This window comes from Brachybacterium kimchii (assembly GCF_023373525.1).
Lineage (GTDB): Bacteria > Actinomycetota > Actinomycetes > Actinomycetales > Dermabacteraceae > Brachybacterium > Brachybacterium kimchii.
The window spans coordinates 4,072,964-4,097,653 of record NZ_CP097218.1 but is presented as its reverse complement, the minus strand read 5'-3'; the positions used below and the strand labels follow the sequence as shown (position 1 = coordinate 4,097,653).

Annotated in this window: 20 protein-coding genes; 15 read left to right on the top strand and 5 right to left on the bottom strand. The window is 72.4% G+C overall.

From position 1 onward, the window contains the following. Positions 1 to 41: 41 nt before the first annotated feature. Positions 42 to 1,094: an LLM class flavin-dependent oxidoreductase gene (locus M4486_RS18605; protein WP_249478808.1), complete on the top strand. Its 1,053-nt coding sequence runs from the start codon at positions 42 to 44 to the stop codon at positions 1,092 to 1,094. 347 nt (positions 1,095 to 1,441) lie between these two features. On the opposite strand, the gene M4486_RS18600 is transcribed toward M4486_RS18605, so the two are convergent. Beyond that, on the bottom strand, positions 1,442 to 2,587 hold the full coding sequence (locus M4486_RS18600) for a hypothetical protein (RefSeq protein WP_249478807.1): 1,146 nt from the start codon (positions 2,585 to 2,587) through the stop codon (positions 1,442 to 1,444). A 311-nt stretch (positions 2,588 to 2,898) separates the two neighbouring features. On the opposite strand from M4486_RS18600, the gene M4486_RS18595 reads away from it, so the two are divergent. The 7 genes from M4486_RS18595 to M4486_RS18565 are packed head-to-tail and all read left to right on the top strand — an operon-like array spanning position 2,899 to position 11,520. Beyond that, positions 2,899 to 4,377: an FAD-binding oxidoreductase gene (locus M4486_RS18595; protein ID WP_249478806.1), complete on the top strand. Its 1,479-nt coding sequence runs from the start codon at positions 2,899 to 2,901 to the stop codon at positions 4,375 to 4,377. A gap of 5 nt (positions 4,378 to 4,382) precedes the next feature. Then, on the top strand, positions 4,383 to 5,702 hold the full coding sequence (locus tag M4486_RS18590) for an aminotransferase-like domain-containing protein (RefSeq protein ID WP_249478805.1): 1,320 nt from the start codon (positions 4,383 to 4,385) through the stop codon (positions 5,700 to 5,702). Then, positions 5,699 to 7,402: an ABC transporter substrate-binding protein gene (locus tag M4486_RS18585; protein ID WP_249478804.1), complete on the top strand. Its 1,704-nt coding sequence runs from the start codon at positions 5,699 to 5,701 to the stop codon at positions 7,400 to 7,402. The genes M4486_RS18590 and M4486_RS18585 overlap by 4 nt, the downstream gene beginning before the upstream one ends. Continuing rightward, positions 7,399 to 8,334 carry an ABC transporter permease gene (locus M4486_RS18580; RefSeq protein ID WP_249478803.1) on the top strand — a complete coding sequence of 312 codons (936 nt, stop codon included), beginning with the start codon at positions 7,399 to 7,401 and terminating at the stop codon, positions 8,332 to 8,334. The genes M4486_RS18585 and M4486_RS18580 overlap by 4 nt, the downstream gene beginning before the upstream one ends. Next, a complete protein-coding gene (locus M4486_RS18575) occupies positions 8,331 to 9,227 on the top strand; it encodes an ABC transporter permease (RefSeq protein WP_249478802.1) in 897 nt (298 codons plus the stop codon). Before M4486_RS18580 ends, M4486_RS18575 begins: the two co-directional genes overlap by 4 nt. Beyond that, positions 9,224 to 11,020, top strand: coding sequence for a dipeptide ABC transporter ATP-binding protein (locus M4486_RS18570; protein ID WP_249478801.1), 1,797 nt, complete (start codon positions 9,224 to 9,226; stop codon positions 11,018 to 11,020). Before M4486_RS18575 ends, M4486_RS18570 begins: the two co-directional genes overlap by 4 nt. Next, positions 11,017 to 11,520: a GNAT family N-acetyltransferase gene (locus M4486_RS18565; protein WP_249478800.1), complete on the top strand. Its 504-nt coding sequence runs from the start codon at positions 11,017 to 11,019 to the stop codon at positions 11,518 to 11,520. The genes M4486_RS18570 and M4486_RS18565 overlap by 4 nt, the downstream gene beginning before the upstream one ends. Positions 11,521 to 11,550: 30 nt before the next feature. Here M4486_RS18565 and M4486_RS18560 read toward each other — a convergent pair whose 3' ends face one another. Continuing rightward, positions 11,551 to 12,519 carry an MsnO8 family LLM class oxidoreductase gene (locus M4486_RS18560; RefSeq protein WP_249478799.1) on the bottom strand — a complete coding sequence of 323 codons (969 nt, stop codon included), beginning with the start codon at positions 12,517 to 12,519 and terminating at the stop codon, positions 11,551 to 11,553. A gap of 179 nt (positions 12,520 to 12,698) precedes the next feature. On the opposite strand from M4486_RS18560, the gene M4486_RS18555 reads away from it, so the two are divergent. Genes M4486_RS18555 through M4486_RS18540 form a run of 4 tightly spaced genes read left to right on the top strand, consistent with a single transcriptional unit; the run spans position 12,699 to position 16,808 of the window. Further along, positions 12,699 to 13,598 (top strand): SAM hydrolase/SAM-dependent halogenase family protein, encoded by a 900-nt coding sequence (locus tag M4486_RS18555; RefSeq protein ID WP_249478798.1) that lies wholly within the window; start codon positions 12,699 to 12,701, stop codon positions 13,596 to 13,598. After that, positions 13,595 to 14,149, top strand: coding sequence for an ECF-type riboflavin transporter substrate-binding protein (locus M4486_RS18550; RefSeq protein WP_249478797.1), 555 nt, complete (start codon positions 13,595 to 13,597; stop codon positions 14,147 to 14,149). The genes M4486_RS18555 and M4486_RS18550 overlap by 4 nt, the downstream gene beginning before the upstream one ends. After that, positions 14,146 to 15,978, top strand: coding sequence for an ABC transporter ATP-binding protein (locus tag M4486_RS18545; RefSeq protein WP_249478796.1), 1,833 nt, complete (start codon positions 14,146 to 14,148; stop codon positions 15,976 to 15,978). Before M4486_RS18550 ends, M4486_RS18545 begins: the two co-directional genes overlap by 4 nt. After that, positions 15,975 to 16,808 (top strand): energy-coupling factor transporter transmembrane component T family protein, encoded by an 834-nt coding sequence (locus M4486_RS18540; RefSeq protein WP_249478795.1) that lies wholly within the window; start codon positions 15,975 to 15,977, stop codon positions 16,806 to 16,808. The genes M4486_RS18545 and M4486_RS18540 overlap by 4 nt, the downstream gene beginning before the upstream one ends. A gap of 133 nt (positions 16,809 to 16,941) precedes the next feature. Here M4486_RS18540 and groL read toward each other — a convergent pair whose 3' ends face one another. The 3 genes from groL to M4486_RS18525 all read right to left on the bottom strand — a co-directional run bounded on the left by groL (position 16,942) and on the right by M4486_RS18525 (position 19,890). Further along, positions 16,942 to 18,579 carry a chaperonin GroEL gene (gene groL, locus M4486_RS18535; RefSeq protein ID WP_249478794.1) on the bottom strand — a complete coding sequence of 546 codons (1,638 nt, stop codon included), beginning with the start codon at positions 18,577 to 18,579 and terminating at the stop codon, positions 16,942 to 16,944. Positions 18,580 to 18,957: 378 nt separating this feature from the next. Next, positions 18,958 to 19,524: a LytR C-terminal domain-containing protein gene (locus M4486_RS18530; protein WP_249478793.1), complete on the bottom strand. Its 567-nt coding sequence runs from the start codon at positions 19,522 to 19,524 to the stop codon at positions 18,958 to 18,960. A 69-nt stretch (positions 19,525 to 19,593) separates the two neighbouring features. Further along, entirely contained in the window at positions 19,594 to 19,890 is a 297-nt protein-coding gene (locus M4486_RS18525) for a DUF3263 domain-containing protein (RefSeq protein ID WP_249478792.1), read from the bottom strand. A gap of 99 nt (positions 19,891 to 19,989) precedes the next feature. Between M4486_RS18525 and M4486_RS18520 the strand changes: the two genes are divergently transcribed. The 3 genes from M4486_RS18520 to M4486_RS18510 all read left to right on the top strand — a co-directional run bounded on the left by M4486_RS18520 (position 19,990) and on the right by M4486_RS18510 (position 24,680). Further along, on the top strand, positions 19,990 to 20,670 hold the full coding sequence (locus M4486_RS18520; RefSeq protein WP_249478791.1) for a uracil-DNA glycosylase: 681 nt from the start codon (positions 19,990 to 19,992) through the stop codon (positions 20,668 to 20,670). Positions 20,671 to 20,751: 81 nt separating this feature from the next. Beyond that, entirely contained in the window at positions 20,752 to 22,530 is a 1,779-nt protein-coding gene (gene treS / locus M4486_RS18515) for a maltose alpha-D-glucosyltransferase (protein ID WP_249478790.1), read from the top strand. A gap of 188 nt (positions 22,531 to 22,718) precedes the next feature. Then, positions 22,719 to 24,680 carry an MFS transporter gene (locus tag M4486_RS18510; RefSeq protein ID WP_249478789.1) on the top strand — a complete coding sequence of 654 codons (1,962 nt, stop codon included), beginning with the start codon at positions 22,719 to 22,721 and terminating at the stop codon, positions 24,678 to 24,680. Positions 24,681 to 24,690 lie beyond the last annotated feature (10 nt).

The following is a 24,690-nucleotide window of genomic DNA, read 5'->3' as shown; positions in this document are numbered from 1 at the left end:
GGCACAGCACCCCTCACCAGGCGCGGCGTAGCCTCGGCTCCATGAGCACTCCCGCCCCTGAGACCAGCGGCTCGTCCGCATCCTCCGCGCCGCGCACCCCGCACGTCCCGCTGTCGATCCTCGACCTCGTCCCGATCTCCGAGGGGATGGACGCCCGCGAGGCGATCGGCCACGCGATGAGCTCCGCGCAGCTCGCCGACCGCCTGGGCTTCCGCCGCTACTGGTTCGCCGAGCACCACAACACGGTCTCGCTCGCCTCGAATGCGACCTCCCTGCTCATCGGCCAGGCGGCGCAGCTCACGGAGCGGATCCGCGTGGGCTCGGGCGGCGTCATGCTCCCGAACCACTCCCCGCTCTCGGTCATCGAGCAGTTCGGCACCCTGGTGCAGATGCACGGCGATCGCATCGATCTGGGGCTGGGGCGCGCGCCCGGCACCGATCCGCTCACCGCGCAGCTGCTGGCGCGCACGTCGGCCGAGCCGGAGGCGTTCATCGCCGCGGTCGAGCAGATGCGCGACTGGTCCCGCGCCGAGCAGCCGACGGGCCTGCGGATCGCCGCCCCGGTCGCCGAGGGCACCGAGGTCGCCATGTGGATCCTCGGCTCGACGTCGAACGGCGCGCAGCTCGCCGGTCGCCTCGGCATGCCCTTCTCCGTCGCCTCGCACTTCTCGCCCTTCGGGTTCGAGCAGGCGCTGGACGCCTACCGTCGGACCTTCGACGCGGACGCCGAGTCCGCCCAGATCGACGCCCCGCACACCATGGTCGGCGTGAACGTCCTGGTCGCACCCACGGACGAGGAGGCCCAGCACCTGTTCACCTCGGCGCAGCAGGGATTCCTCGGCATCCTGCGCGGCGAGCGCACGAAGGTGAAGCCTCCCCGGGATCTCGAGGGCCTCGCCGACCCGGCGCTGCTCGCGAAGGTCGACCAGACGCTCTCCGTGCGCGCCGTGGGCTCTCCCGAGACCGTCGTCGCGCAGCTCGAGTCCATCGTCCGCGCCACCGGGGCCGACGAGCTCATCGTCACCGGGCAGGTCTTCGATCCCACCCATCGCGAGCGCTCGCACGAGCTCCTCGCGCAGGCATGGGGGCTCTGAGGCGGGCCCTGGCCACGCTGCGCTGAGGCGCTGAGGCGCTGAGGCGCTGAGGCGCTGAGGCGTGGTGACACCGGAACACGCCCTCCACCGCACGCTCCTTCATGGGGTTCACAGGGGCTGCGCAGCGCGAGGCCGAGGCCGGCTCGTCGAGGAGCCCCCCCTTGTGCGCGAGCGTTACGAGTTGCGGTGGGTTTTGGACGGACGTGCGAAGCATCGAAAAACCACCGCAACTCGTAACGCTCCAGCAGGCACACCGGCGTCGAGCCACGGCACGGCCCGAGGTGCGAGACCCCGGCCATCCGCGTCACCCGCGTCACCTCATTCACGTCCGAGAGACCCGCCCCGGGTCAGGCCGTGCCGCCTTCTCTCTCCAGTTGCCATCCGAGCTCCTCTGCGGTCCCGGGAGCTCCGAGAATCCTGCGCCGGGTGTGCGACTCGGCCTGCTCCATCCGTGCGCGGTGGGCGCGCCGCTGGTCCAACACGGCATTGCGCACGGCGAACTGCACCTGACGGGGGTCGTGGACGAGCACCTGCTCGGGAATGCGCACTTCCAGCCATCCGGGCAGCCCCGGGGCGTGGGCGATGCGCACGGGCAGCAGGCGCGGTACGAAAGGCAGCGTGCAGCGAGCGCAGTCCTCGCAGCCCGGCGCGCACACGGGCTCTTCGCGGAACACCGCATAGACCCGGTCCGCCCACCAGATCGCATGCGCACGTCCCAGCAGCATCACCGCGACGTAGTGAGGGGAGGACGGGTCAGGATCCCCGCCCGTCAGCGGCATGTTCAACCGCACCCGTCCCCACGCGGGGCCCGAGCGCATCAGGCGGGAATGCAGCACGCTCGGCCTGTCGGTGCCGGAGCTCATCAAGGCGGTCGCGGCCTTCGGGGCGCCGTGCACACCGCTGCCGGAAGCCCAGATCAGAGCGCCGTCGGGCACCAGCGGGTCGGTCGGTTCCATGAACCTGTCCCGGGTGATCCGCGCACGCAGCCGATCGGTCACGACGACCAGCGAGACGTCGTCGAGGACCGAGGCGAGATCCGTCCACGTGCGCACCAATGTCGCGACGCGCACCCCGTCGACCGTCTCGATCTGCCACGGCTGAAGAGGCACCCGGCTCCACTGCACGACATCGTCGGACGCGCGATGCGCAGCGTTCGGAGTGCCGAGGTGCACCGTGGGGATCCCCCAGCGCGCGTCCATCGGCTCGCGTCCGGTCATGTCGGGGTCGCCCGGACAGGGAAGACCCCAGGCCCGAGCCGCGGTCAGACCGACCAGCGCAGCCTCGGGGTGCAGGCGCAGCATCGCATCGGCGACGTCCCAGCGCGTGACCCTGCCGGCGCGGAGCGCGTCGGTGCACGCGTAGAGGCCCTGCCGGAGCCGGGTGACGTCCCGGCGGCGGAGGCGCTGCGGCTCCACGCCTGCGACGCGGGCGTCATGCGTCGTGAACACGGGTCGGGGCAGCGCGTCCGGGAGATCTGCCAGGGCATGGGGCATGTCGTGAAGTCTCCCGTCCTCGCCGGGCGTCCGGGCTCTGTCCCCAACCTGCAGGTCAGAGGACCCGGCGCGACACGAGAAGTGACCGCGGAGAAGAGATGCGCCTGCGCGGAGGGCGGGTCCACGGGGAGCACCGTCCGACAGAGAGTCCCGGGCCGATGGTGCCGCCCGAGAGGAACCCTCGTGTGACCTGCGCCCCACTCCCGGAGCGACCACGCCTCCGCGTGTCTCCTTATGTGAATCATCAGTTGCGCTAATACTCGTCGACCCCCACGATGGGACGGTCCTGCCGCCGACCCCGTGGAGCCCGCGTGACCACCTCGATCTCTGCCTCGACCTCCGCTGACACGTCGGCCGTCCCGGCGTCTGCGCCCTCGGCCGACGCATCCTCCCTCTCGCCGCATCTGCGCGCCCTCGCCGAGCGCCTGCAAGGCCTCCTCGGTGAGGACGTCGTGCTCACCGATCCCGACCCGGTCTACACGGGTGACCACGCAGTCCCCTCCGCCCCTGGCACGAGCTTCCTGCTCACCCTCCCCCGCGACGTCGAGGGAGTGCAGACGGTCCTCCGCCTCGCCCACGAGACCGGCACGACCGTCGTCCCGCGCGGCGCCGGCTCGGGGCTGTCCGGCGGCGCCACCCCGGTCGACGGCTCGATCGTGCTGGGCCTCGAGCGGCTCACGCGCATCCGCGAGATCGACGTGCTCGACGAGGTCGCCGTGGTGGAGGCGGGCGTGATCACCGCGGACCTCTCCGAGGCGCTCGCGCCGCACGGCTTCTTCTACGCTCCGGACCCGGCGAGCGCGCGGCTCTCCAGCATCGGCGGGAACATCGCGACCAACGCCGGCGGCCTGCACTGCGCGAAGTACGGCGTGACCCGGGAATCCGTGCTCGGCCTCGAGGTGGTCCTGGCCGACGGCACGCTGCTGCGCACCGGCCACCGCTCGATCAAGGGCGTCACCGGGCTCGACCTCACGCAGCTGCTCATCGGCTCCGAGGGCACGCTCGCGATCGTCGTCGCGGCGACCGTGCGGATCCGCCCGCTGCCCGTCGCCCGACGCACCGTGCTCGCCCGCTTCCCCACGGTCGCGGGCGCCGCGGCCGGGGTGAACGCGATCTCGCGCAGCCCCGTGCGGCCGGCGGCCTGCGAGCTGCTGGATGCGCGCTCCCTCGAGGACATCGACGAGAACACGGGAGCGGGCGTCGCCGCGGGAGAGAGCGCGGTGCTGCTCGTCGAGCTCGACGGCTACGGCATCGCGGAGCAGGCGGACGACCTGATCGTCGCGCTCGGCGGCGGGGACCCCGACCCGTCGGGAGTCGAGATCCGCGTCCTGGAGGACCAGGCGGAGGCCGAGCACTGGTGGGAGCTGCGCCGCTCGGGCCGCGGCTCCGGCGCCGGGCACTTCCGCCTCGGCGAGGACGTCGCGATCCCGAAGTCGCGCCTCGCCGACGCCTTCGCGGTGATCGAGCGGATCGGCCGCGAGCACGGCATCCGCACCTCGGCGGTCGCCCACGCGGGCGACGGCAACCTCCACCCGTCGCTCTCGCTCCCGCGCCCCGAGGACAACCCGGACCCCTCGGCGCCGCTGCCGCCCGTGCTCCACGACGCGGCCGACGACCTGGTCCGCGAGGCCCTGGCCCTCGGCGGCACCATCAGCGGCGAGCACGGCATCGGCACCGCGAAGCACTCCTGGCTCGACCTCGAGCTCTCCGACGCGTCCCGCGCGCTCCAGCGCCGCCTCAAGGACGCGTTCGACCCCCAGCACCTGCTCAATCCCGGGAAGGCCCTCTGACCCCGATGAACACTGCGACCACCGCGAACACGGCGAACACCGCGAACACTGCGACCGGCGCCGATCCCGCTCCGGCGCTCTCCCCCGCCGAGCTGCTCTCCGACCTGGGCTCGCGCGAGGACCGCGCGCGAGGCTTCGGGAAGGCCTCCTCGCTTCCCGCCGACTCGATCCCGCTGCTCGGCGGCGCCCCGAGCGAGGACCTGCTCCCCCTCGCGCAGATCCGCCACGCGGCCGAGGACCTCACCGCCGACCCGTCGGCCCTCGCCGCGGCCCTCCAGTACTCCCAGAGCCCGGGCCTGGCGGGCCTGCGCGACTGGATCGCTCGGCGCGAGGGCACGGAGCCCGGGCGGATCGTCGTCACCAACGGCGCCTTCCACGGGCTCTCGCTGCTGTTCGACGCCCTGCTCGACGAGGGCGACGCGGTGATCGTCGAGGACCCCACCTACCCCCTGATCTTCCGCGACCTGCAGCACAAGCGGCCCCGGCTCGTCCCGCTGCGTCTCACGGAGAGCGGCTTCGACATCGACGCGCTCGAGGCGCGCCTGGTCGCGGGCGAGCGCCCGAAGCTGCTGTACACGGTGCCCGATCACCACAACCCCACCGGGTACGTCACCGCCCCGGCCGAGCGCGCACGCCTCGTCGAGCTCGCGGAGCGCTTCGGCTTCGTGATCGTCTCCGACAACGCGTACCACTCGCTCGGCTTCGACGGCCCCTCGCTGCCCGACTACCCGCTCGACTCGGACCGCGTGGTCCACGTGCGCACCTTCTCCAAGGTGCTCGGGCCCGGCCTGCGGCTGGGCTGGCTCGCGCTGCCGGCGTGGCTCGTCGGCCCCGTGACGCGGCTGCGCGCGAACCAGGACCAGCACTCCTCGGTGCTCGTGCAGGCGATCGTCGAGAGGGTCCTCGGGGCCGGATCCGCCGCGCACCCCGCTCCCGGCGACGGTCCGCTCGCCCCGCGCGGCTTCGACGCCATCGCCGCGCGCGCCCGCACCGCCTACGCCGAGCGCTTCGACCTCGTGACCTCGATCCTGGACGAGCAGGTGCCCGGGGGTATCGAGGTCGTCCACCGCACGGGCGGCATCTTCGCCTGGGTGCGGGTGCGCGACGAGCGCATCGATCTCGCCGCCGCCCAGCGCGTGGCCCGCGAGCGGACCTGGACGGACGCCGTGCTGGGCCGGTACTTCTTCTGGGAGGGCTCCGGCGCGTGCCCGGCCGACGACCGCGGCGCGCTGCGCGTGGGCATCAGCCATCTGCCCCCCGAGCGCCTGCGCGAGGGAGCCGCGCGTCTCGCCGCCGCCCTGTCCGACCCGGAGGCCCGAGGGTGACCCGGCCCGTCGGCCCCGCCCCCGTCGGCCCCGATGTCACCCGCCGGCGCCTGCTGCGCGGGATCGGCGCGGGCGCGCTGGGCCTCGCCGCCCTGCCGCTCGCTGGCTGCGCGCTCGAGGCCGCCCACGCGGCGGGCGACTCCGAGACGCCCGAGGACGAGCTGACCTTCCTCATCTCGAACCTCGACGGCGGATGGGTGCCCTCCAAGAGCGCGATCTCGAGCTACGAGGCGAACGTCTGGCAGCAGCTCACCGACAAGCTCGTCCACACGGACGAGAAGGGGACCATCACCCCCTGGATCGCCGAGAGCTGGGACGTCGCGAGCGACTCGACCGAGTTCACGCTGCACCTGAAGGACGGCGTCACCTTCTCCGACGGCACGGCCCTGGACGCCGACGCGGTGGTCGCGAACCTCGACGTCTGGGCGAAGGGCCGGCCCGACGCGGGCATCGCGAAGGTGGGCCTGTTCCCCGGCTCGACCTACGACGGGGCCGAGGCGCTCGACGAGCGCACCGTGCACGTGCGCTTCACCGCCCCGTCCCTCTCCTTCCTGCCGACCCTCGGCTACCACGGCTGCCTGCTGCTGAGCCCCGAGTCCGTCGCCCGCTCCCTCGGCGAGCAGTCGGACCTCGCCCACCAGATCGGCAGCGGCCCCTTCGTGCTGGACTCCTGGGCCGCGAGCGACCACGTCACCCTGGTGCGCCGCGAGGACTACGACTGGGCGCCGCCCGTGCTCGGCCGCGGCGGCGCCGCCGCCCTGCGGAAGCTCACCTTCAAGGTGCTCCCGGACGACACCCTGCGCGCCTCCGCCGCCCGCGCCCACCAGAGCGACGTGTCCTACAACGTGAACCCGCAGGTGCTGGACTCCTTCACGGAGGCCGGCTTCACGATCGAGGTGCCGCGCTATCTCGGCTTCACCCACGGCTTCCGGGTGCGCACGAACGTGGCGCCCTTCGACGACGTGCGCGTGCGCCGCGCGATCTCCCGCGGCATCGATCGCGACGAGATCCTGCGCACCGTGTTCACGAAGGACTGGGAGAGCGCGACGAGCTGGCTGCAGTCGAGCGTCCCCGAGGCGGAGGACCATTCGGATCTCTTCCCCTTCGACCCGGACTCGGCCGCGCAGCTGCTCGACGACGCCGGATGGACGGGGCGCTCCGACGACGGCTACCGCACGAAGGACGGCACGGAGCTCGCGTTCACCCTCTACCCGACCCCGTACCTCACGGGCTCCGTGCCCGAGGCCGAGCTGATCTCCCAGCAGCTGGGGCGTCTGGGCATCCGCGTCGCGACCCAGAAGATCGACGTCGCGGGCTACTCCGGGAAGGTCGAGGACAATCCCGACCAGGGCCTCGCCGAGGTCACCCGCAGTTTCGTGGACGCGGGCACCGTGGCGGGCGTGATCACGGCCGACGGCGAGGACTGGTTCGCCCTCGAGGACTCCGACGAGCGCCTCGTGGATCTCGCCGGCCAGGTGGCCGGCACCGCCGACCGCACGGAGCGCGCCGGCGTGATCGACGAGCTCTCGCAGCACGTCCTCGAGCAGGCCTACTTCATCCCGCTCGAGCAGAACGTCCAGCGCATCTACGTGCAGACCCCCGAGCTCTCCGGCATCACCTTCAACGCCGTCGCCATCCCCTCGTACCACGCGGCGACGAAGACGGGCTCGGGGTCCGACGGCGAGGGGGCGGACGCATGATCGCCCTGAAGCGCATCGCCCAGGCCGTCCTCGTCATCGCCCTGGCCTATGTGCTCGTGTTCCTGGTGCTCGCGGCGATCCCCGGCGACCCGGTGAGCGCGCAGCTCGAGAACCCGCAGGCCGGCTACTCCGAGGCCGAGAAGGCGCAGATCCGCTCGTTCTACGGGCTCGACAAGCCCGTGCTCGTGCAGCTGCTCCTCTCGATCGGCAACGCCCTGCGCGGCGACCTCGGGATCTCGCTCGCGACCTCGGCGCCGGTGTCGACGACGATCGCGGAGGCGATCCCCTCGACACTCACCCTCGCCGCGACCGCCATGGTGTTCGCGCTGCTGATCGCCCTGGTGCTCGGCTTCGCCTCGCAGAGCCTCGGCGAGAGCCGCCTGGGCGGCCTCGTGCGCTCGCTGCCCACGGTGTTCCTGTCCACCCCGAACTTCCTCATCGGCCTGGTGCTGATCCAGGTGTTCGCTGTGCAGCTCGGGGCCTTCTCCATCATCGATCCCGAGACCGCCGGATCCACGGCCTTCGCGGCCCTGACCCTCGCGATCCCCGTGTCCGCGCAGATCGCGCAGGTCTTCATCACCGCCCTGGACACGACCTCCGCGCTCGACCACACGGAGGTCGCGATCTCCCGCGGGCTCGCGCCGGTGCGGGTCTTCGCCCGCCATCTGCTGCGGCCCTCCCTGCTGCCCACGGTCACCGTGTGCGGGCTCGTGGTCGGCGAGCTGCTGGGCGGCTCGCTCATCACCGAGACGATCTTCGGGCGCGCCGGCATCGGCACCGTCGTCCAGAAGGCCGTGACCAGCCAGGACGTGCCCGTGCTGCAGGCCGCCGTGGTGCTCTCCGCGGCCGTGTTCGTGGGCGTGAACCTCGTCATCGACCTCGTGCTGCCGCTGCTCGACCCGCGGCTGCGCGCACCCCGGGAGGCGTCATGACCGCAGCGGCCCTCACCACCGGCGACCCCTCGGGCTCGCCCGAGCACGCGCCCGCGGGCGCTCCCGCGCAGGCAGGATCCCGGATCCGCAGCCTCCGTCGCCTGCCCCCGACCGTGTGCCTGTCCCTCGCCGTGCTGCTCCTCGTGCTCGCGTTCTCCCTCGTGCCGGGCCTGTTCACGAGCGCGGACCCGGCCGTCGGCGTGCCCGACCGGAAGTTCACCCCGCCCGGCGGCCAGTACCTGCTGGGCACCGACCATCTGGGCCGGGACCTGCTCTCGCGCATCATCCACGGCTCGGCCTCCTCGATGACCAGCGCCCTGATCGCGGTCGCGATCGGCGTGCTCGTGGGCGGGGCGATCGGCCTCGTCTCCGGGTACGCGGGCGGCTGGGCCGACGCGGTCCTGGGCCGCCTGGTCGACGTGCTGCTGGCGATCCCGAGCTTCCTGCTCGCCGTCGTCGTGGTCACGGCCCTCGGGTACGACACCCGCAACGCCGCGATCGCGACCGGCGTCTCCGCGGTGGCGGTGTTCGCCCGGCTCATGCGCGCCGAGGTGCTGCGCGTGCGCACGAGCGTGTTCATCGAGGCCGCCCGCCTGAACGGCGGCTCCGGCGCGTACATCCTGATCCGCCACGTGCTGCCGAACGCCGTGCGCCCCGTGCTGTCCCTCGCCGTCCTCCAGTTCGGCCTCGCGATCCTCACCATCGCGGGCCTCGCGTTCCTGGGCTACGGCGATCCGCCGCCGGCCTCCGACTGGGGCCTGCTGGTGGCCGACGGCCGCGAGCACCTCCTGCACGCGCCCTGGCTGGTGATCGCGCCCGGTCTCGTGATCGCGATCGTCGTGCTCTCCGTGAGCCGCCTCAGCCGCTTCATCGACACCGAGAGGAACCGATGACCTCCACCGACACGGGCACCGACACCCGCCCCGACGCAGGGGCCGCCGCCGAGCGAGACACCGAGGGCGGCGCCGCTCCCCTGCTGACCGTCGAGCACCTGCGCGTGGCCTACGGCGAGCGCGCCGCGGCCCGCGAGGTCGTCCGCGACGTGTCCTTCTCCGTCCCGGCGGGCTCGACCCTCGCCCTCATCGGCGAGTCCGGCTCGGGCAAGTCGACGATCGCCCGCGCCGTGCTGCGCCTGCTCGAGCGCCGCGGTGCCCGCGTCGAGGGCAGCGTCCGCCTGCGCGGACGGGAGATCTCCCGTCTTCCGGAGCGCGCCCTGCGTCCCCTGCGCGGACGCGTGCTGGGCTTCGTCCCACAGGATCCGGGCAGCGCCCTGAACCCCGTGCGCACCATCGGCTCCCAGGCCCTCGAGGCCGCGGCGCTCGTGCCGGACGCCCGCAGCCGGGCCGCACGCGAGGCTCTCGTGCGCGAGGGGCTCGAGCGAGCGGGCCTCACGGACCCCGAGCGGATCGCCGCCTCCTACCCGCACCAGCTCTCCGGCGGGCAGCTGCAGCGCGTGCTCATCGCCCTGGCGATCATCCCCGGCCCCGCCCTGCTCGTGGCCGACGAGCCCACGAGCGCCCTCGACGTCACCGTCCAGAAGCAGATTCTGGACCTGCTGGCGTCCCTCCAGGACGAGCTCGACATCGGCCTCCTCCTGATCACCCACGACCTCGCCCTCGCGGCCGAGCGCTCCCAGCAGGTCGTCGTCCTCTCGGGCGGCACCATCCAGGAGGCCGGCCCCACCGCCGAGGTCTTCGCCCATCCCCGCTCGGAGTACACCCGGCGCCTGCAGGCCGACGTCCCGGGCCTGCACCCCGATCGCTTCGCCGCCCTGCGCGCCGAGCGGGAGCTCGAGGAGAAGGGCGCGGCATCGCCCGCCCCCTCCACTGCTGACGCCTCCTCGCCCGCCGCCGCGCCGCGCGTGGCCGCCCGCGGCATCTCCCGCACCTTCCGCGGCACCGCCGGCCACGAGATCAGAGCGCTGGACCAGGTGTCCTTCTCGATCCCACGCGGCACCACCCACGCCCTCGTCGGCGAGTCCGGCTCCGGGAAGACCACGGCGGCCCGCGCCCTGCTGGGGCTCGAGCGCCTGGACGCCGGGACCCTTGTGGTCGACGGCCGGGCGGTGGACCCGTCGGACCCCCGCGCCCTGCGCGCGCTGCGGCGCGACCTGCAGCTCGTCCACCAGAACCCCTTCACGTCGCTCGACCCGCGCTTCACCGTCGGCCGGATCGTCCGCGAACCTCTCGACCTGTATCGCGTGGGCGATGCCGCCGAACGCGCGGAGCGCGTGCGCTGGGCGCTCGCCGCGGTCCGTCTCGACGAGGAGCTCCTGGGCAGGCGGCCGACGGCCCTCTCGGGCGGACAGCGCCAGCGCGTCGCGATCGCCCGCGCCCTGGTGCTGCGCCCCGAGGTGCTCGTCCTCGACGAGCCGACGAGCGCCCTGGACGTCACGGTGCAGGCCGGGATCCTCGAGGTCCTCGTGCGCCTGCAGAAGGACCTGGGACTGACCTACCTGTTCATCTCCCACGACCTGGGAGTGGTGCGGCAGGTCGCCGACACCCTCACCGTGCTGCGTCGCGGCGAGGTCGTCGAGGAGGGCGAGGCCGCGCGCGTCTTCGCCGCTCCGCAGCACGAATACACCCAGCGCCTGCTCGCCTCGATCCCCGCGCACGGCGCGAGCACGGGGAAGATGGGAAGCACGGGCGGCGCGCCCGGCGACGAGATCCTGGAGGCCACCGCATGACCGACACCCGCACCACGCCCGCCCGCTCCATCACCTGGGAGGAGGTGTCCTGGGAGGATCCGCGCGCGGCCGCGCTGCGCGAGGCGATGGACGCCGAGGTCGGCCCGCGCTACGTGCCGATCCGCGGCGCCTCGACCCCTCCGGGGCGGCCAACGGGCGACGACGTGGAGACGGTCGTGCTCGCACTCGTCGACGGCGAGGCCGCGGCCACCGGCACGCTGCGCCTCCTCCCCGAGCGGCTCGAGGTCAAGCGGCTGTTCGTCGGCCCCGCGTTCCGCCGCCTGGGCCTGGCGCGGGCGATCCTCGCCCATCTGGAGAACGCCGCCCGCGCGCGCGGCGCCCACGAGCTGTTCCTGCAGACCGGCAACCGCCAGCCCGACGCGATCGCGCTGTACGAGCGCGAGGGGTGGGAGCACGTGGAGGTGTTCGCGCCCTACGACCCGAGCGACGGGATCAGCGTCTGCTTCCGCAAGGACCTGGCCCCGCCGGCCGAGGGCTGAGCGGCCGGTCCCCCACGCCGGGACGGCTCCTCAGCCCAGCAGCTCCGCGACCCGGGCGTCGGACTCCGCGAGCGCCGCACGGTCGAAGGTCGTCCCGGAGGCGAGGATCTCGTCGGCACCGGCGGTCTCGACGAGCCGCTCGAGGCGGGGCCGCAGGGTCGACGCGCTGCCCGCCCACGCGGTGGCCAGTCCGCTCTCGAGCCGGTCACGCTCGCGCGATCCGAGCTCGCGGCCGCGGATGCTCGCGGGGCTCTCGAGCGGCGGGAAGGCGCCGGTCACGCGGGAGCGGACCATCGCCCGGATCTCGGGCAGGGCGAGCTCGCGGGCCTCGGCGTCGCTGCCTGCGACCAGCAGGTCCATCGACAGCATCACGTGCGGGACGCTGCCCGCGTGCGGGCGGAACTCGCGGCGGTAGGCGGCGATCCGCTCCCCCACGTCCTCGGCGAGAAGCACGGGCCCGCCGATCACCACGGGCAGACCCAGGCGGGCCGCGGTGCGCAGTCCGGTACCGGTGGCGAGCAGGTGGATCGGCGGCGGGGTCCCTCCCGCCGGGCGGGCGGTGATCGGGGCCTCGCCCTCGAGGTGCTCGCGCACGCGGGCGACCTCCTCGGCGAACTCGTCGGCGGTGATCCCGGTGCGGCCGAGCGCCTCGCGCACGGGCGCCGTGAAGCCGAGCGAGCGGCCGATCCCGAGGTCCACCCGATCGGGTGCGAGCGCCTCGAGCATGAGGAACTGCTCTGCCACGACGAGCGGACGGTGGTTGGGGAGCATCACCCCGCCGGAGCCGAGCCGGATCCGCTGCGTGCGCTGCCCGATCGCCGCGAGCAGCACCGCCGGGGAGCCGCTCGCGATGCCTGGCACGCCATGGTGCTCGGCCACCCAGAACCGGTGGTAGCCCAGGGACTCCGCCGTGGTCGCGCGCTCCACGCTGTCGCGCAGGGCGGCGGCCTCGGGGCGCCCCTCGCGCGTGCGGGAGCGGTCGAGCAGGGAGTACCTCACGCTCGTCCCAACGCGCAGGGCTCTCGAGACCTTCCCGAACGGTGCGGGCCCGGGCGGGCCGGTGCGGCCCTCCGTCCCGGGCGCTGCTCGGAGGCCCGCCCCCGCAGCAGGATGAACCCGGATGAACCGGACGTCGGACCCGCCGTGTCCCCTGTCCCGCCGCCTGCGATACTTCCCGTGTGAACCCGCTCGTCCTGCAATCCGATTTCGGTCTCGACGACGGCGCCGTCAGCGCGATGCAGGGCGTCGCCGTCGGCGTCGATCCTCGGCTGCGCATCCACGACCTGACGCACAACATCCCGCCCTACGACATCTGGGAGGGCTCGTACCGTCTCGCCCAGGTGGTCTCGTACTGGCCGGAGGGGACGGTGTTCGTCTCCGTCGTCGACCCCGGCGTCGGCTCGGACCGGCTCTCGGTCGTCGCGCGCACCGCCACGGGCCACCTCGTCGTCACGCCGGACAACGGCACCCTCACGCACCTCCATGCGATCTTCGGCATCACCGCCCTGCGCCAGATCGACGAGACCATGAACCGTCGTGCCGGCTCCGAGGAGTCGTACACGTTCCACGGCAGGGACATCTACGCGTTCACGGGCGCCCGTCTGGCCTCCGGGGCGATCGCCTTCGAGGACGTCGGCCCCGAGGTCCCGCTCGAGCGCCTGGTCTCCCTCCCCCTGCTCGAGCCCGAGCTGCGCGAGGGCGCCGTCCACGGATCCATCGACGTGCTCGACGTGCGCTACGGGTCCCTGTGGACCTCGATCCCGCGCACGCTGTTCGCGCGGCTCGGCGTCCGCCACGGCGAGCGGGTCCAGCTGCGCGTGCGGCACCAGGGGCGCGTGGTCCACTCCGCGCAGATGACCTTCGCCCCGAGCTTCGCCGCGGTCGAGCTCGGCGAATCCCTGATCTACGTGAACTCGCTGGACCGGATGGCGGTCGCGATCAACCGCGGCTCCTACGCCCGCGCGTTCGACCTGGGCACGGGCTCCTCGTGGGAGGTCGCCCTCGAGCCCGTCCGCCCCGCTCCGTCCGCCGCGTCGGCGGACGCCCCCGCACCGTCCGAGAATCGGAGCCGTCCATGAGCCCGCGCATCTCCCCCGTCACCCGCGTCGTCGCGATCGGCATCGGTGCGGCCCTGTTCTTCGTGCTCGGTCGCTTCCTCGCGATCCCCACGCCGATCCCGAACACCACGATCAACCTCCAGTACGCCGTGCTGGCTGTCTTCGCGGTGCTCTACGGGCCGCTCGTGGGCGTGCTCGCGGGACTCATCGGGCACGTGCTCGTGGACGCGACGGGATTCGGCATGTGGCCCACCTGGGAGACCGGAAGCGCCGTGTTCGCCCTGATCGTGGGCCTGGTGATGCTGCACAACCATGTGCGCGAGGGCGAGTTCCCGCGCCCCACCCTGGTGCGGTTCGTCCTGGCCGTCGTGGTCGCGAACGCCGTCACCTGGGTGCTGTGGGCGCCGATCGGCGACGTGCTGATCATGGGCGAACCCGCCTCGAAGGTCTTCACGCAGGGGGTCATCGCCTTCGTCGTGAACTCGGTGACCGCCGCCGTGCTGGGCGGGATCATCCTCGGGATCTACGCCCGCTCGCGCACCCGGACCGGCTCCCTGACGCTCGACAGGTGAGCGTCGAGAACCCGAGGCCGGGCGGGGCCGTCACCTCCGACAAGCCCGACGCAGAGACCCCCGCCCGCCTCCGCGACTTCTCCTTCCGCTATCGCGCCCAGTCCGAGCCCACGCTGCGCGGCATCGACCTCACGGTGCGCCGCGGGGAGAAGATCGCCATCGTCGGCCCTTCGGGATGCGGCAAGTCGACGCTCCTCGGGGCGCTCAACGGCCTCGTCCCCCATGTGCACGCGGGAGAGGCGAGCGGGAGCATCGAGGTCTTCGGGACCGATCCCGCCGCTGCTCCGATCATCGAGACCTCGCGGCGCGTGGGCACGGTGCTGCAGGACTCCTCCGGTCAGTTCGTGGGCCTGACCGTCGCCGAGGACGTGGCCTTCAGCCTCGAGAACCAGCAGGTCCCGCACGCGCAGATGCCCGGCCGCGTGGCCGGGGCCGCGCGGGCCGCAGGCATCGCCGACCACCTCGACGCCTCCCCGCAGCAGCTCTCCGGCGGGCAGAAGCAGCGAGTCGCGATCGCCGGCGTGCTCGTCGACGACGTCGAGATGCTCCTGTTCGACGAGCCGCTCGCGATGCTCGACCCCGCGGCCGGCCGCGCGGCCGTCGAGCTCATCGACGACCTGCACCGCGAGCAGGGGCGCACGATCATCGTCGTCGAGCACCGGCTCGAGGATCTCCTGCACCGGCCTCTGGACCGGATCGTCCTCATGGACGAGGGCCGCATCGTCGCCGATCTCCCGCCCGACGAGCTGCTCGCCTCACCGCTCCTGCGCGAGCACGGCATCCGCCCTCCGCTGCACGTCGAGGCGCTGCGCCTCGCGGGCGCCCCGGTCACCGCGGACCAGCATCCGGCGGACCTTCCCCGCATGGAGCTCTCGTCCGCGCAGAGGGAGGCCGTGCGCACCTGGGTTGAGAGCGCGACGCCCGGGCAGTCCCGGCACACCGCGACCGCTGCCCAGCCCACGTCCCACGACGCGCTCCCGGCCCTGGACCTCGAGCACGTCGGCGCGATCCTGCGCCGCCCCGGCGCCTCGGCCGACGTCCGCGCGCTGCGAGGCGTCACGGCCCGGATCCGCCGCGGCGAGATGCTCGGCGTGATCGGCTCCAACGGCGCCGGGAAGTCGACGCTCGCGCGCGTGATCAGCGGTTTCGAGAAGGCCACCGAAGGCGTCGTGCGGATCGGAGGGGCCGACGCCGCCTCCTGGCCGCTGGCCGAGCACGGAGCGCACGTGGGCTTCGTCCTCCAGGAGCCCGGCCAGATGCTCTCCCAGCCCCTGCTCGAGGAGGAGATCCGCCTCGGCCTGCGAGCACGCGGCCTCGACGCCGAGGAGATCGAGCGGCGCACGGCGCGGGTGCTCGAGGTGACGGACCTGCGGCCGATGCGCTCCTGGCCGGTCTCGGCCCTCAGTCACGGGCAGAGGAAGCGGCTGAGCATCGCCTGCGTGCTCGCGCTCGAGCCGGAGATCCTGATCCTCGACGAGCCGACGGCCGGGCAGGACTTCGCCCACTACAGCGAGTTCATGGACTTCCTCGCGCGGATCCACGCGGAGGGCACCACGATCGTGCTGATCACGCACGACATGCACCTCGCCCTCGAGTACACCGACCGGGTGCTCGTGATCTCCGGCGGCGAGCTCCTCGCCGACACGGATCCCGCCGCCGTGCTCACCGACGAGTTCCTCGCCGAGCGCGCGGACCTCGTGGTCACGGGCCTGTTCACCCTCGCCCGGCGCTGCGGGATCCCCGACCCGATCGCGCTGGTCCACCGCTTCGTGGCCGCGGACCGCGCCGAGCGCGCTCTCCCCACGGCCTCCGGGGAGGATGCGCGATGACCGCTCCCCTCCTCGAGTACGTCGAGCGGCCCGGACTGCTGCACACCCTCACGGGCACCGCGAAGCTCGTGCTCACGATCGCGATGGTGCTCGCGGCGATGATCAGCTTCGACGTGCGCTTCCTGGCGGCGCTCGGGGTGCTGTCGCTGATCGGCTGGGCGCTCTCGCGGGTCCGGCTGCGCGATCTGGCGACGGTGCTGTGGATCATCCTCACCTTCATGGCGCTCAACAACCTGCTGATCTTCGTGTTCGCACCCGGCTACGGCAGCGAGCTGCTGGGCGCCCGGCACGTGGTCGTCCAGGGGCCCGGGCGCTGGGACCTCACGCAGGAGCAGCTGTTCTACCAGCTCGCCGTCACCCTCAAGTACTTCGCGATGCTGCCGGCGGTGCTGCTGTTCGTGGCGACGACGCGTCCGCCCGAGTTCGCCTCGTCCCTGCACCGCATCGGCGTCCCGTACAAGGTGGCCTTCGCCGTCTCCCTCGCGCTGCGCTTCATCCCGGACATCCAGCGCGAGATGCGCACGATCTCCCAGGCGCAGCAGGCCCGTGGTCTCGATATCTCGCGGAAGGTCGGGCTGGTCACGCGCGTGCGCAATGTGGTGTCGACGCTCATGCCCCTGCTGCTGGGCTCCCTGGACCGCATCGAGACGGTCTCCAGCGCCATGGAGCTGCGCGGCTTCGGCCGCGGACGCCACCGCACCTGGTACGACGTGAAGCCGATGCGCCTGAGGGACTGGAGCACGATCCTGGGCGCACTCGCGGTGGTCGCCGCCTCGATCGTCATGGTCGTCGTCGACGGCGGGCGCTACTGGAACCCGTTCGAGGCCTGATCACGGCCGACGGGCATCGCCCGCGCACACAGCAGCGCGGCCGCGTGACCATGAAGATCACGCGGCCGCGCCGTGCGATGAAGCGTTCGCGATCGCTGAGGCGATCACCACCGGGCAGCTGCCCGGCGGCGGATCACATCATGCCGCCCATGCCTCCCATGCCGCCCATGTCGCCGCCGCCGGCAGCCGGGGCCTCGGGCTCCGGCTTGTCGGCCACGACGGCCTCGGTGGTGAGGAACAGACCGGCGATCGAGGCCGCGTTCTGCAGCGCAGAGCGGGTGACCTTGACCGGGTCGATGATGCCCGCGGTCAGCAGGTCCTCGTACTCGCCGGAGGCGGCGTTCAGGCCCTGGCCGATCGGCAGGTTCTTGACCTTCTCCGCGACGACGCCGCCCTCGAGGCCGGCGTTCACGGCGATCTGCTTGAGCGGGGCCTCGATGCCGACGGACACGATGCCCGCACCGGTCGCCTCGTCGCCCTCGAGCGCGAGCTTGGCGAAGGTGTCCTTGCCCGCCTGCAGCAGCGCGACGCCGCCACCGGCGACGACGCCCTCCTCGACGGCCGCCTTCGCGTTGCGCACGGCGTCCTCGATGCGGTGCTTGCGCTCCTTGAGCTCGACCTCGGTCGCGGCGCCGGCCTTGATGACGGCCACGCCGCCGGCCAGCTTCGCCAGACGCTCCTGGAGCTTCTCGCGGTCGTAGTCCGAGTCGGAGTTCTCGATCTCGGTGCGGATCTGCTTGACGCGACCGGCGATCCGGTCGGCCTCGCCCGCGCCCTCGACGATGGTGGTCTCGTCCTTGGTGACAACGACCTTGCGCGCCTGGCCGAGCAGCTCGAGGCCCGCGGTCTCGAGCTTGAGGCCGACCTCCTCGGAGATGACCTGGCCGCCGGTGAGGATCGCCATGTCCTCGAGCATCGCCTTGCGGCGGTCGCCGAAGCCGGGGGCCTTGACCGCGACGGACTTGAAGGAGCCCTTGAGCTTGTTGACGACGAGGACCGCGAGGGCCTCGCCCTCGACGTCCTCGGAGAGGATCGCGAGCGGCTTGCCGGCCTGGATGACCTTCTCCAGCAGCGGCAGCAGGTCCTTGACGTTCGAGATCTTCGAGTTCATCAGGAGGATGTACGGGTCCTCGAGGACCGCCTCCTGGCGCTCGGCGTCGGTGACGAAGTAGGGCGAGAGGTAGCCCTTGTCGAAGCGCATGCCCTCGGTGAGCTCCAGCTCGAGGCCCATGGTGTTGGACTCCTCGACCGTGATCACGCCCTCCTTGCCGACCTTGTCGAGGGCCTCGGCGATGAGCTCGCCGATGGCCGGGTCGGCCGCCGAGATGCCGGCGGTGTGGGCGATCTGCTCCTTGGTCTCGATCTCCTTGGCCTGCGAGAGCAGGGTCTCGGAGACCGCGGCGACGGCCTTGTCGATGCCGCGCTTGAGAGCGATGGGGTTGGCGCCTGCGGCGACATTGCGCAGGCCCTCCTTGACGAGGGCCTGGGCGAGGACGGTGGCGGTGGTGGTGCCGTCGCCCGCGATGTCGTCGGTCTTCTTGGCGACCTCCTTGACGAGCTCCGCGCCGATCTTCTCGTACGGGTCGTCGAGCTCGATCTCCTTGGCGATGGAGACGCCGTCGTTGGTGATGGTCGGTGCGCCCCACGACTTCTCGAGGACGACGTTGCGACCCTTGGGGCCGAGGGTGACCTTGACGGCGTCGGCGAGCTGGTTCATCCCGCGCTCGAGACCGCGCCGGGCCTCCTCGTCGTATGCGATGAGCTTGGCCATTGTGGAATCTCTCCCGTATCCGTGGTGTCCACCCGACCCTGTGCCCGCGACGGACGGCACCAGGCGCCGTGTTCACGTCACGCGGCGCCGGGTCCCTCACGGGGCCGGAATGCTCCTGGCTCTCCGCCGACGATCGCGCCCTTCCGGACGCTGTCACTCGTCGGCGTCGAGTGCCAGATCATCATAAGCACTCTCCCCCTCGGAGTGCTAACCCCTCCCACGGATTCCGCCGTCGGCGCATCCCTCGCACCTGCGAGCCCCTGGCACGCACGAGGGGCCGGCCACCGTACCCCGGTGACCGGCCCCTCATGCGGTGCCTGCTCGCATCGTCCGTTCGGCGCGCTCGTCGGCAGCGCCCGGCGAGACTCCTCGGAGTCCTCAGCCCTCGGGCTGCTCGACGGCGACGAAGGTGATGCGGTTGTCGTACTCGTCGCTCTGGCGGGCGTCGCCCGCGCCGACCTCGTCGGCCAGGGCCTGCGCAGAGGCCTTGTCCTCGTCGTCGCGGTAGAAGACGACGCTCTCCTGCTGGACGTTGTCGGCGGTGCCGATGCCGACCTTCGTCCAGCCGGCGTCCGTCAGGGACTTCTCCCAGGCGCCGGCCATGCCGGAGATCCCGCCGGCGTTCATCACGAGCACGGGGGTCGACTTGTCGGGCTCGGCCTGCTCCTCGCCGCCGCCGTCGGAGGAGTCATCGCTCTTCGACGAGTCGTCCTGCGAGCTCGCGGCCGTGGTGGGCGACTCGGCGCGGTCGTCCCCCGACTTCCCGAGCCCGCCGATGGTGAACAGCAGCACGAGCAGGACCACCACCGCGACGGCGATGATGATCAGGTAGACGAGGTTCTGGCGCCAGAACGACTCCTCGGCGCGATGCGCGCCGTGGTAGGCGACCTCGGTCGCCTCCTCGTCGAACTGGTCCGGAGGGTAGGGGTACTCGGAATCTGCCACGGACCCATTGAACCAGCTCCGGGCCGACGGAGCGGGGAGCCACGCGCGGTGCGCGGGCGGCGGCGCGGCTCAGGCGGCGTGGCCGGCGTCGCTCGCGCTCACGCGCCGGGCGCGAAGCCTGTGCACCAGGGCGGGCGCGGCGCGCAGCGCCTCGGGCCGGTCGAGCAGCGCGTTCAGCCGCACGAAATAGGCGGTCGGGGTGAGAGCGAGCTCCTCACGGATCCGACGCTCCTTCGCGCCGACGTACCGGAAGGTCCGCTCCTCCATCGCGAGGATCGCGCGCTCCTGCGCCGTGAGCTCCGCGCTCTCGTCGAGCTCGGTGAGCTCGGCGGAGTTCTCGGCGGGGACGTCGGCGGGGGCGGGCATGGGTCCACCCTACGGTCGCTCGCCGGGCCGTCCGTCCCGGCGCGCCGGGGACCCGTCGACCCGCCCTGGCTCCCCCGCTCCGCATGCCAGACTTGCCCCATGCCGCGCCCCCTCGCCGAGACCATCGCCCCCGACTGGGCCGAGGCCCTCTCCCCCGTCGAACCGGCGATCCATCAGATGGGCGACTTCCTGCGCGCCGAGACGGAGTCCGGGCGCGGATACCTGCCGACGGGCCAGAACGTGCTGCGCGCCTTCACGCGGCCGCTCGCCGACGTGCGCGTGCTCATCGTGGGCCAGGACCCGTACCCCACGCCCGGCCACCCGATCGGGCTGTCCTTCGCGGTCGAGGAGCACGTGCGGCCGCTCCCCCGCAGCCTGCAGAACATCTTCAAGGAGATGCAGGAGGACCTGGGGATCGCCGCCGCGCCGCACGGCGACCTCAGCGCCTGGCAGGACCAGGGCGTGCTCCTGCTGAACAGGGTGCTCACGGTGCAGCCCGGCAGCCCCGCCTCGCATCGAGGGAAGGGCTGGGAGGCGGTCACGGAGGCGGCGATCCGCGCCCTGGCCGACCGCGGCGGCCCGCTGGTGGCGATCCTGTGGGGCCGCGACGCGCAGAGCCTGCAGCCGATGCTGTCGCCGACGCCCTGCATCACGTCCCCGCACCCGAGCCCGCTCTCGGCCTCGCGCGGATTCTTCGGGTCCCGTCCCTTCTCCCGCGCGAACGCCCTGCTGGAGCAGCAGGGGGCGGAGCCGATCGACTGGCGGGTCGTGCGGGACTGACGCCACCGGAGGCATGGCGCCGCGGCACCGTCCCGCCTACTGTGGGACGACCCGATCGGCGTCACTCCGGAGGATCGCGCGATGGCACTGAACCCCGCCCAGTTCACACCGCAGGGCCCCGGGGTCGACTACGACCCCCACTGGTACCGCAAGGCCGTGTTCTACGAGGTGCTGGTGCGCGGCTTCGCCGACGGCAACGGCGACGGCACGGGCGACTTCACGGGCCTCATCGAGCGCCTGGACTACCTGCAGTGGCTGGGCATCGACTGCCTGTGGCTGCCGCCCTTCTTCGCCTCCCCTCTGCGGGACGGCGGGTACGACATCTCCGACTACGGCGCGGTGCTGCCGGACTTCGGCTCCATCACCGACTTCGAGCGCCTGGTCTCCGAGGCCCACCGCCGGGGGATCCGCGTGATCATCGACCTGCCGATGAACCACACCTCGGACAAGCATCCGTGGTTCCTCGAGTCCCGCGCCGACCCGGAGGGGCCGTACGGCGACTTCTACGTCTGGTCGGACACGGACGAGAAGTACCGCGAGGCACGAATCATCTTCGTGGACACGGAGGAGTCGAACTGGTCGTTCGACCCGGTCCGCCGCCAGTTCTTCTGGCACCGCTTCTTCTCCCACCAGCCGGACCTGAACTTCGAGAACCCCGCGGTGCGCGAGGCGATGCTCGACGTGGTCCGCTTCTGGCTGGACAAGGGCGTGGACGGCTTCCGGGCCGACGCCATCCCCTACCTCTTCGAGGAGGAGGGGACCGACGGCGAGAACCTCCCGGCGACCCACGCCTTCCTCGCCGATCTGCGCCGCTTCGTGGACGAGAGCTGGCCGGGCCGCGTGATCATCGCCGAGGCCAACCAGTGGCCCGAGGACGTCGTGGAGTACTTCGGCACCCCCGAGGATCCCGAATGCCACATGTGCTTCCACTTCCCCGTGATGCCGCGCCTGTTCTACGCGCTGCGGGAGGGCAGCGCGCGCCAGATCGTCGACATCATGGCGCAGACCCCCGAGATCCCGCAGGGCGCCCAGTGGGGCACGTTCCTGCGCAACCACGACGAGCTCACCCTGGAGATGGTCACCGGGCAGGACCGCTCGGCGATGCTCGGCTGGTACGCGCCGGACGCTCGCATGCGCGCGAACGTCGGCATCCGCCGGCGCCTGGCGCCGCTGCTGGACAACTCCCGCTCGGAGATCGAGCTGATCCATGCCCTGCTGCTCTCGCTGTCGGGCTCTCCGTTCCTCTACTACGGGGACGAGATCGGCATGGGCGACAACATCTGGCTGACCGACCGCGACGCGGTGCGCACCCCGATGCAGTGGACGCCGGACCGCAACGCGGGCTTCAGCGACATCACCGACCCCGGCAAGCTGTACCTGCCGGTCATCCAGTCGCTCGTCTACCACTACGCGACCACGAACGTCGAGGCGCAGATGGCGCATTCGGGGTCGCTGCTGCACTTCGTGCGCTGGATGCTCGCGGTGCGCCGCGAGCACGACGCCTTCGGCATGGGCGCCTACCGGCACGTCGAGGCCGACAACGAGCGCGTGCTCGCCTTCACCCGCACCTACGACGGCGCGGACCACGGGGAGGAGGCCGACCAGCACGCCGAGACCCTGCTGTGCGTCTTCAACCTCTCCCCGCAGCCGGTGACAGCGCGCGTCGCGCTCGAGGGCCCGGGCCGACGGACCGTGCGCGACCTCTTCGGCGGCGCCGAGTTCCCCTCGCTCGGCGAGGACGGCACCCTGGACGTCATGCTCTCCGGCCACGGCTTCTACTGGCTGAAGGTGCGCCCCCTCGGCGAGCAGGGCGAGCCGATCACCCGGACCACGGCGATCCCGGTGATCGAGGGGCCCTGAGGCGGCGCCGACGAGCGACCTCGCTCACAGCTCCTTACGAACTCCAGGGCCCGGATCGCTAGAGTTCCTGTGGCTCTCGAGCCGCAACGGCGCATCGATGACACGACACGAGAGGTGCTCCCGCAGCAGCCCTGACACGGCACGGTCGACCGCGCGATCCACCCCGATCGTCCGTCAGGAGCACCCCCTTGCCCACCACTCCCGCCTCTCTCGGTCCTGCGTCCGCGCGCACCGCCGCAGGCATGATCGCCGTCGCCGCCGCGGCGGCCTTCCTCGCCACCTTCAACGAGACCTTCCTCAACGTCGCGCTCACGCCGATCATGGCCGACTTCGACGTCACCGTCGGGACGGTGCAGTGGCTGACCACCGCCTACCTGCTGGTCGCCGCCGTGTTCGTGCCCGTCTCGAACATCCTGTACCGCCGCTTGCCGACCCGTCCGCTGTTCGTCGCCGTCGTCGCCCTGCTCGTGCTGGGCTCGATCGTCGGCGCGATCGCCCCGTCCTTCGGGGTGCTGCTGCTGGGCCGTCTGCTGCAGGCGATCGGCACCGGCCTGCTCACCCCGCTGGGCATGACCATCACCCTCGCCGTCGCCCCGCGGGAGAAGCTGGGCCTGGCCATGGGCATCATGGCCGCGATGACGACTCTCGGCCCGTCGATGGCCATCGTGATCTCCGGAGTCCTGCTCACCGCCGCCCCGTGGACCGTGCTGATGTGGGTCTTCGGCGGCCTCTCGCTGCTCGTGCTCCTCGCGGGCGCCGCTCTGCTGCGTGAGGTCGGGGAGCGCGATCGCCCCGTGCTCGACGCCCCGTCCCTGGCACTGGTCGCGGTCGCCCTGGTGGGCATCCTCTACGGCATCTCGACGGCCTTCGACGGCTCCGCCCTGATCGCGGCGGCCGCGGCCGTCGTCGGTCTGATCTCCCTCGCCGGCTTCGTGACGCGCCAGCACCGGATCGAGAACCCGCTGATCGACCTGCGTCCGTTCCGCAGCACCCCGTTCGTCCTCGGTGTGCTGATGACGATGCTCGGGCTCGTGTTCGTGTTCGCCATGAACGTCGTGATCCCGGTCTTCCTGCAGTCCTCCCGCGGCCTGTCGCCGCTCGGCGCCTCCCTCACCCTGGCCCCCGGCATCCTCCTCACCGTGGCCATGGGGCCGGTGGCGGGTCGCCTGTTCGACCGCCACGGGGGCCGGCGCATGATCCCGGCCGGCTACCTGGTCATGGCGATCTTCGTGGTCCTGGTCGGAGTCGCCGCGGGCAGTCCGTCGGTCGTCCTGTTCGGCATCCTCTACGTCCCGGCGGTGCTCGGCACCTCGTTCGTCATCGGCCCCGCGCAGACCTTCGCGCTCTCGCACCTGGACCGCGAGACGAGCCCTCACGGCGTGACCGTCGTCAGCACCAGCTTCCAGATCGCGGGCTGCGTCGGAACCTCCCTGGGCGTGGGCGTCTACGGCGCCCTGACCGCCGCGGGCGCGGCGAGCGGCGCAGCCGAGGGCGGCGCCCTCCTGGGCTTCCGAGGCGCCGTCGGACTGGTGGTGCTCACCTCGCTGATCGGCGTCGGCCTGGCGATCGCCGCCTCCCGCAGCGCGCGGACGCGGCGCGTCCGCGAGACGGCCGCGCCCGAGGCGGCACCGGAGGACGCGGAGCACCGCGTCTCGCACATCACGAAGTCCGACGTCTTCGCGATCTCGAGCGGGCAGACCGTGCTCGAGGCCCTGCGGATGTTCGCCGAGCGCGGCATCTCGGGCGCCCCTGTGCTCGGGGACGACCGAACCCTCCTCGGGTTCCTCTCCGACGGGGACGTCATGCGCTACCTCTCGGCGCACCACCCGTCATCGGCGTCGATCTATTCCTTCGTCGCGGGCGCGGAGGAGGACATCGACGAGGCGATGCGCGACCTCGGGCGACTGCCGGCGATGCGTCTCGCGACGCACCAGGTGATCACGGTCGACGAGGACGCCTCGATCTCCGATGCGGTCGCGGCCCTCGCGGACGTGCGCCTGAAGAAGGTCCCGGTCGTGCGGGGCGAGGGCGGTCCCGTCGTGGGCATCGTCAGCCGCTCCGCCATCGCCCGTCTGGCGATCTCGACCTACCTGCACGGCCGCGGTGCCGCGCAGGGCCGCCCCGAGGGCCTCAGCACCATGACCGTCTGAGGGACAACGC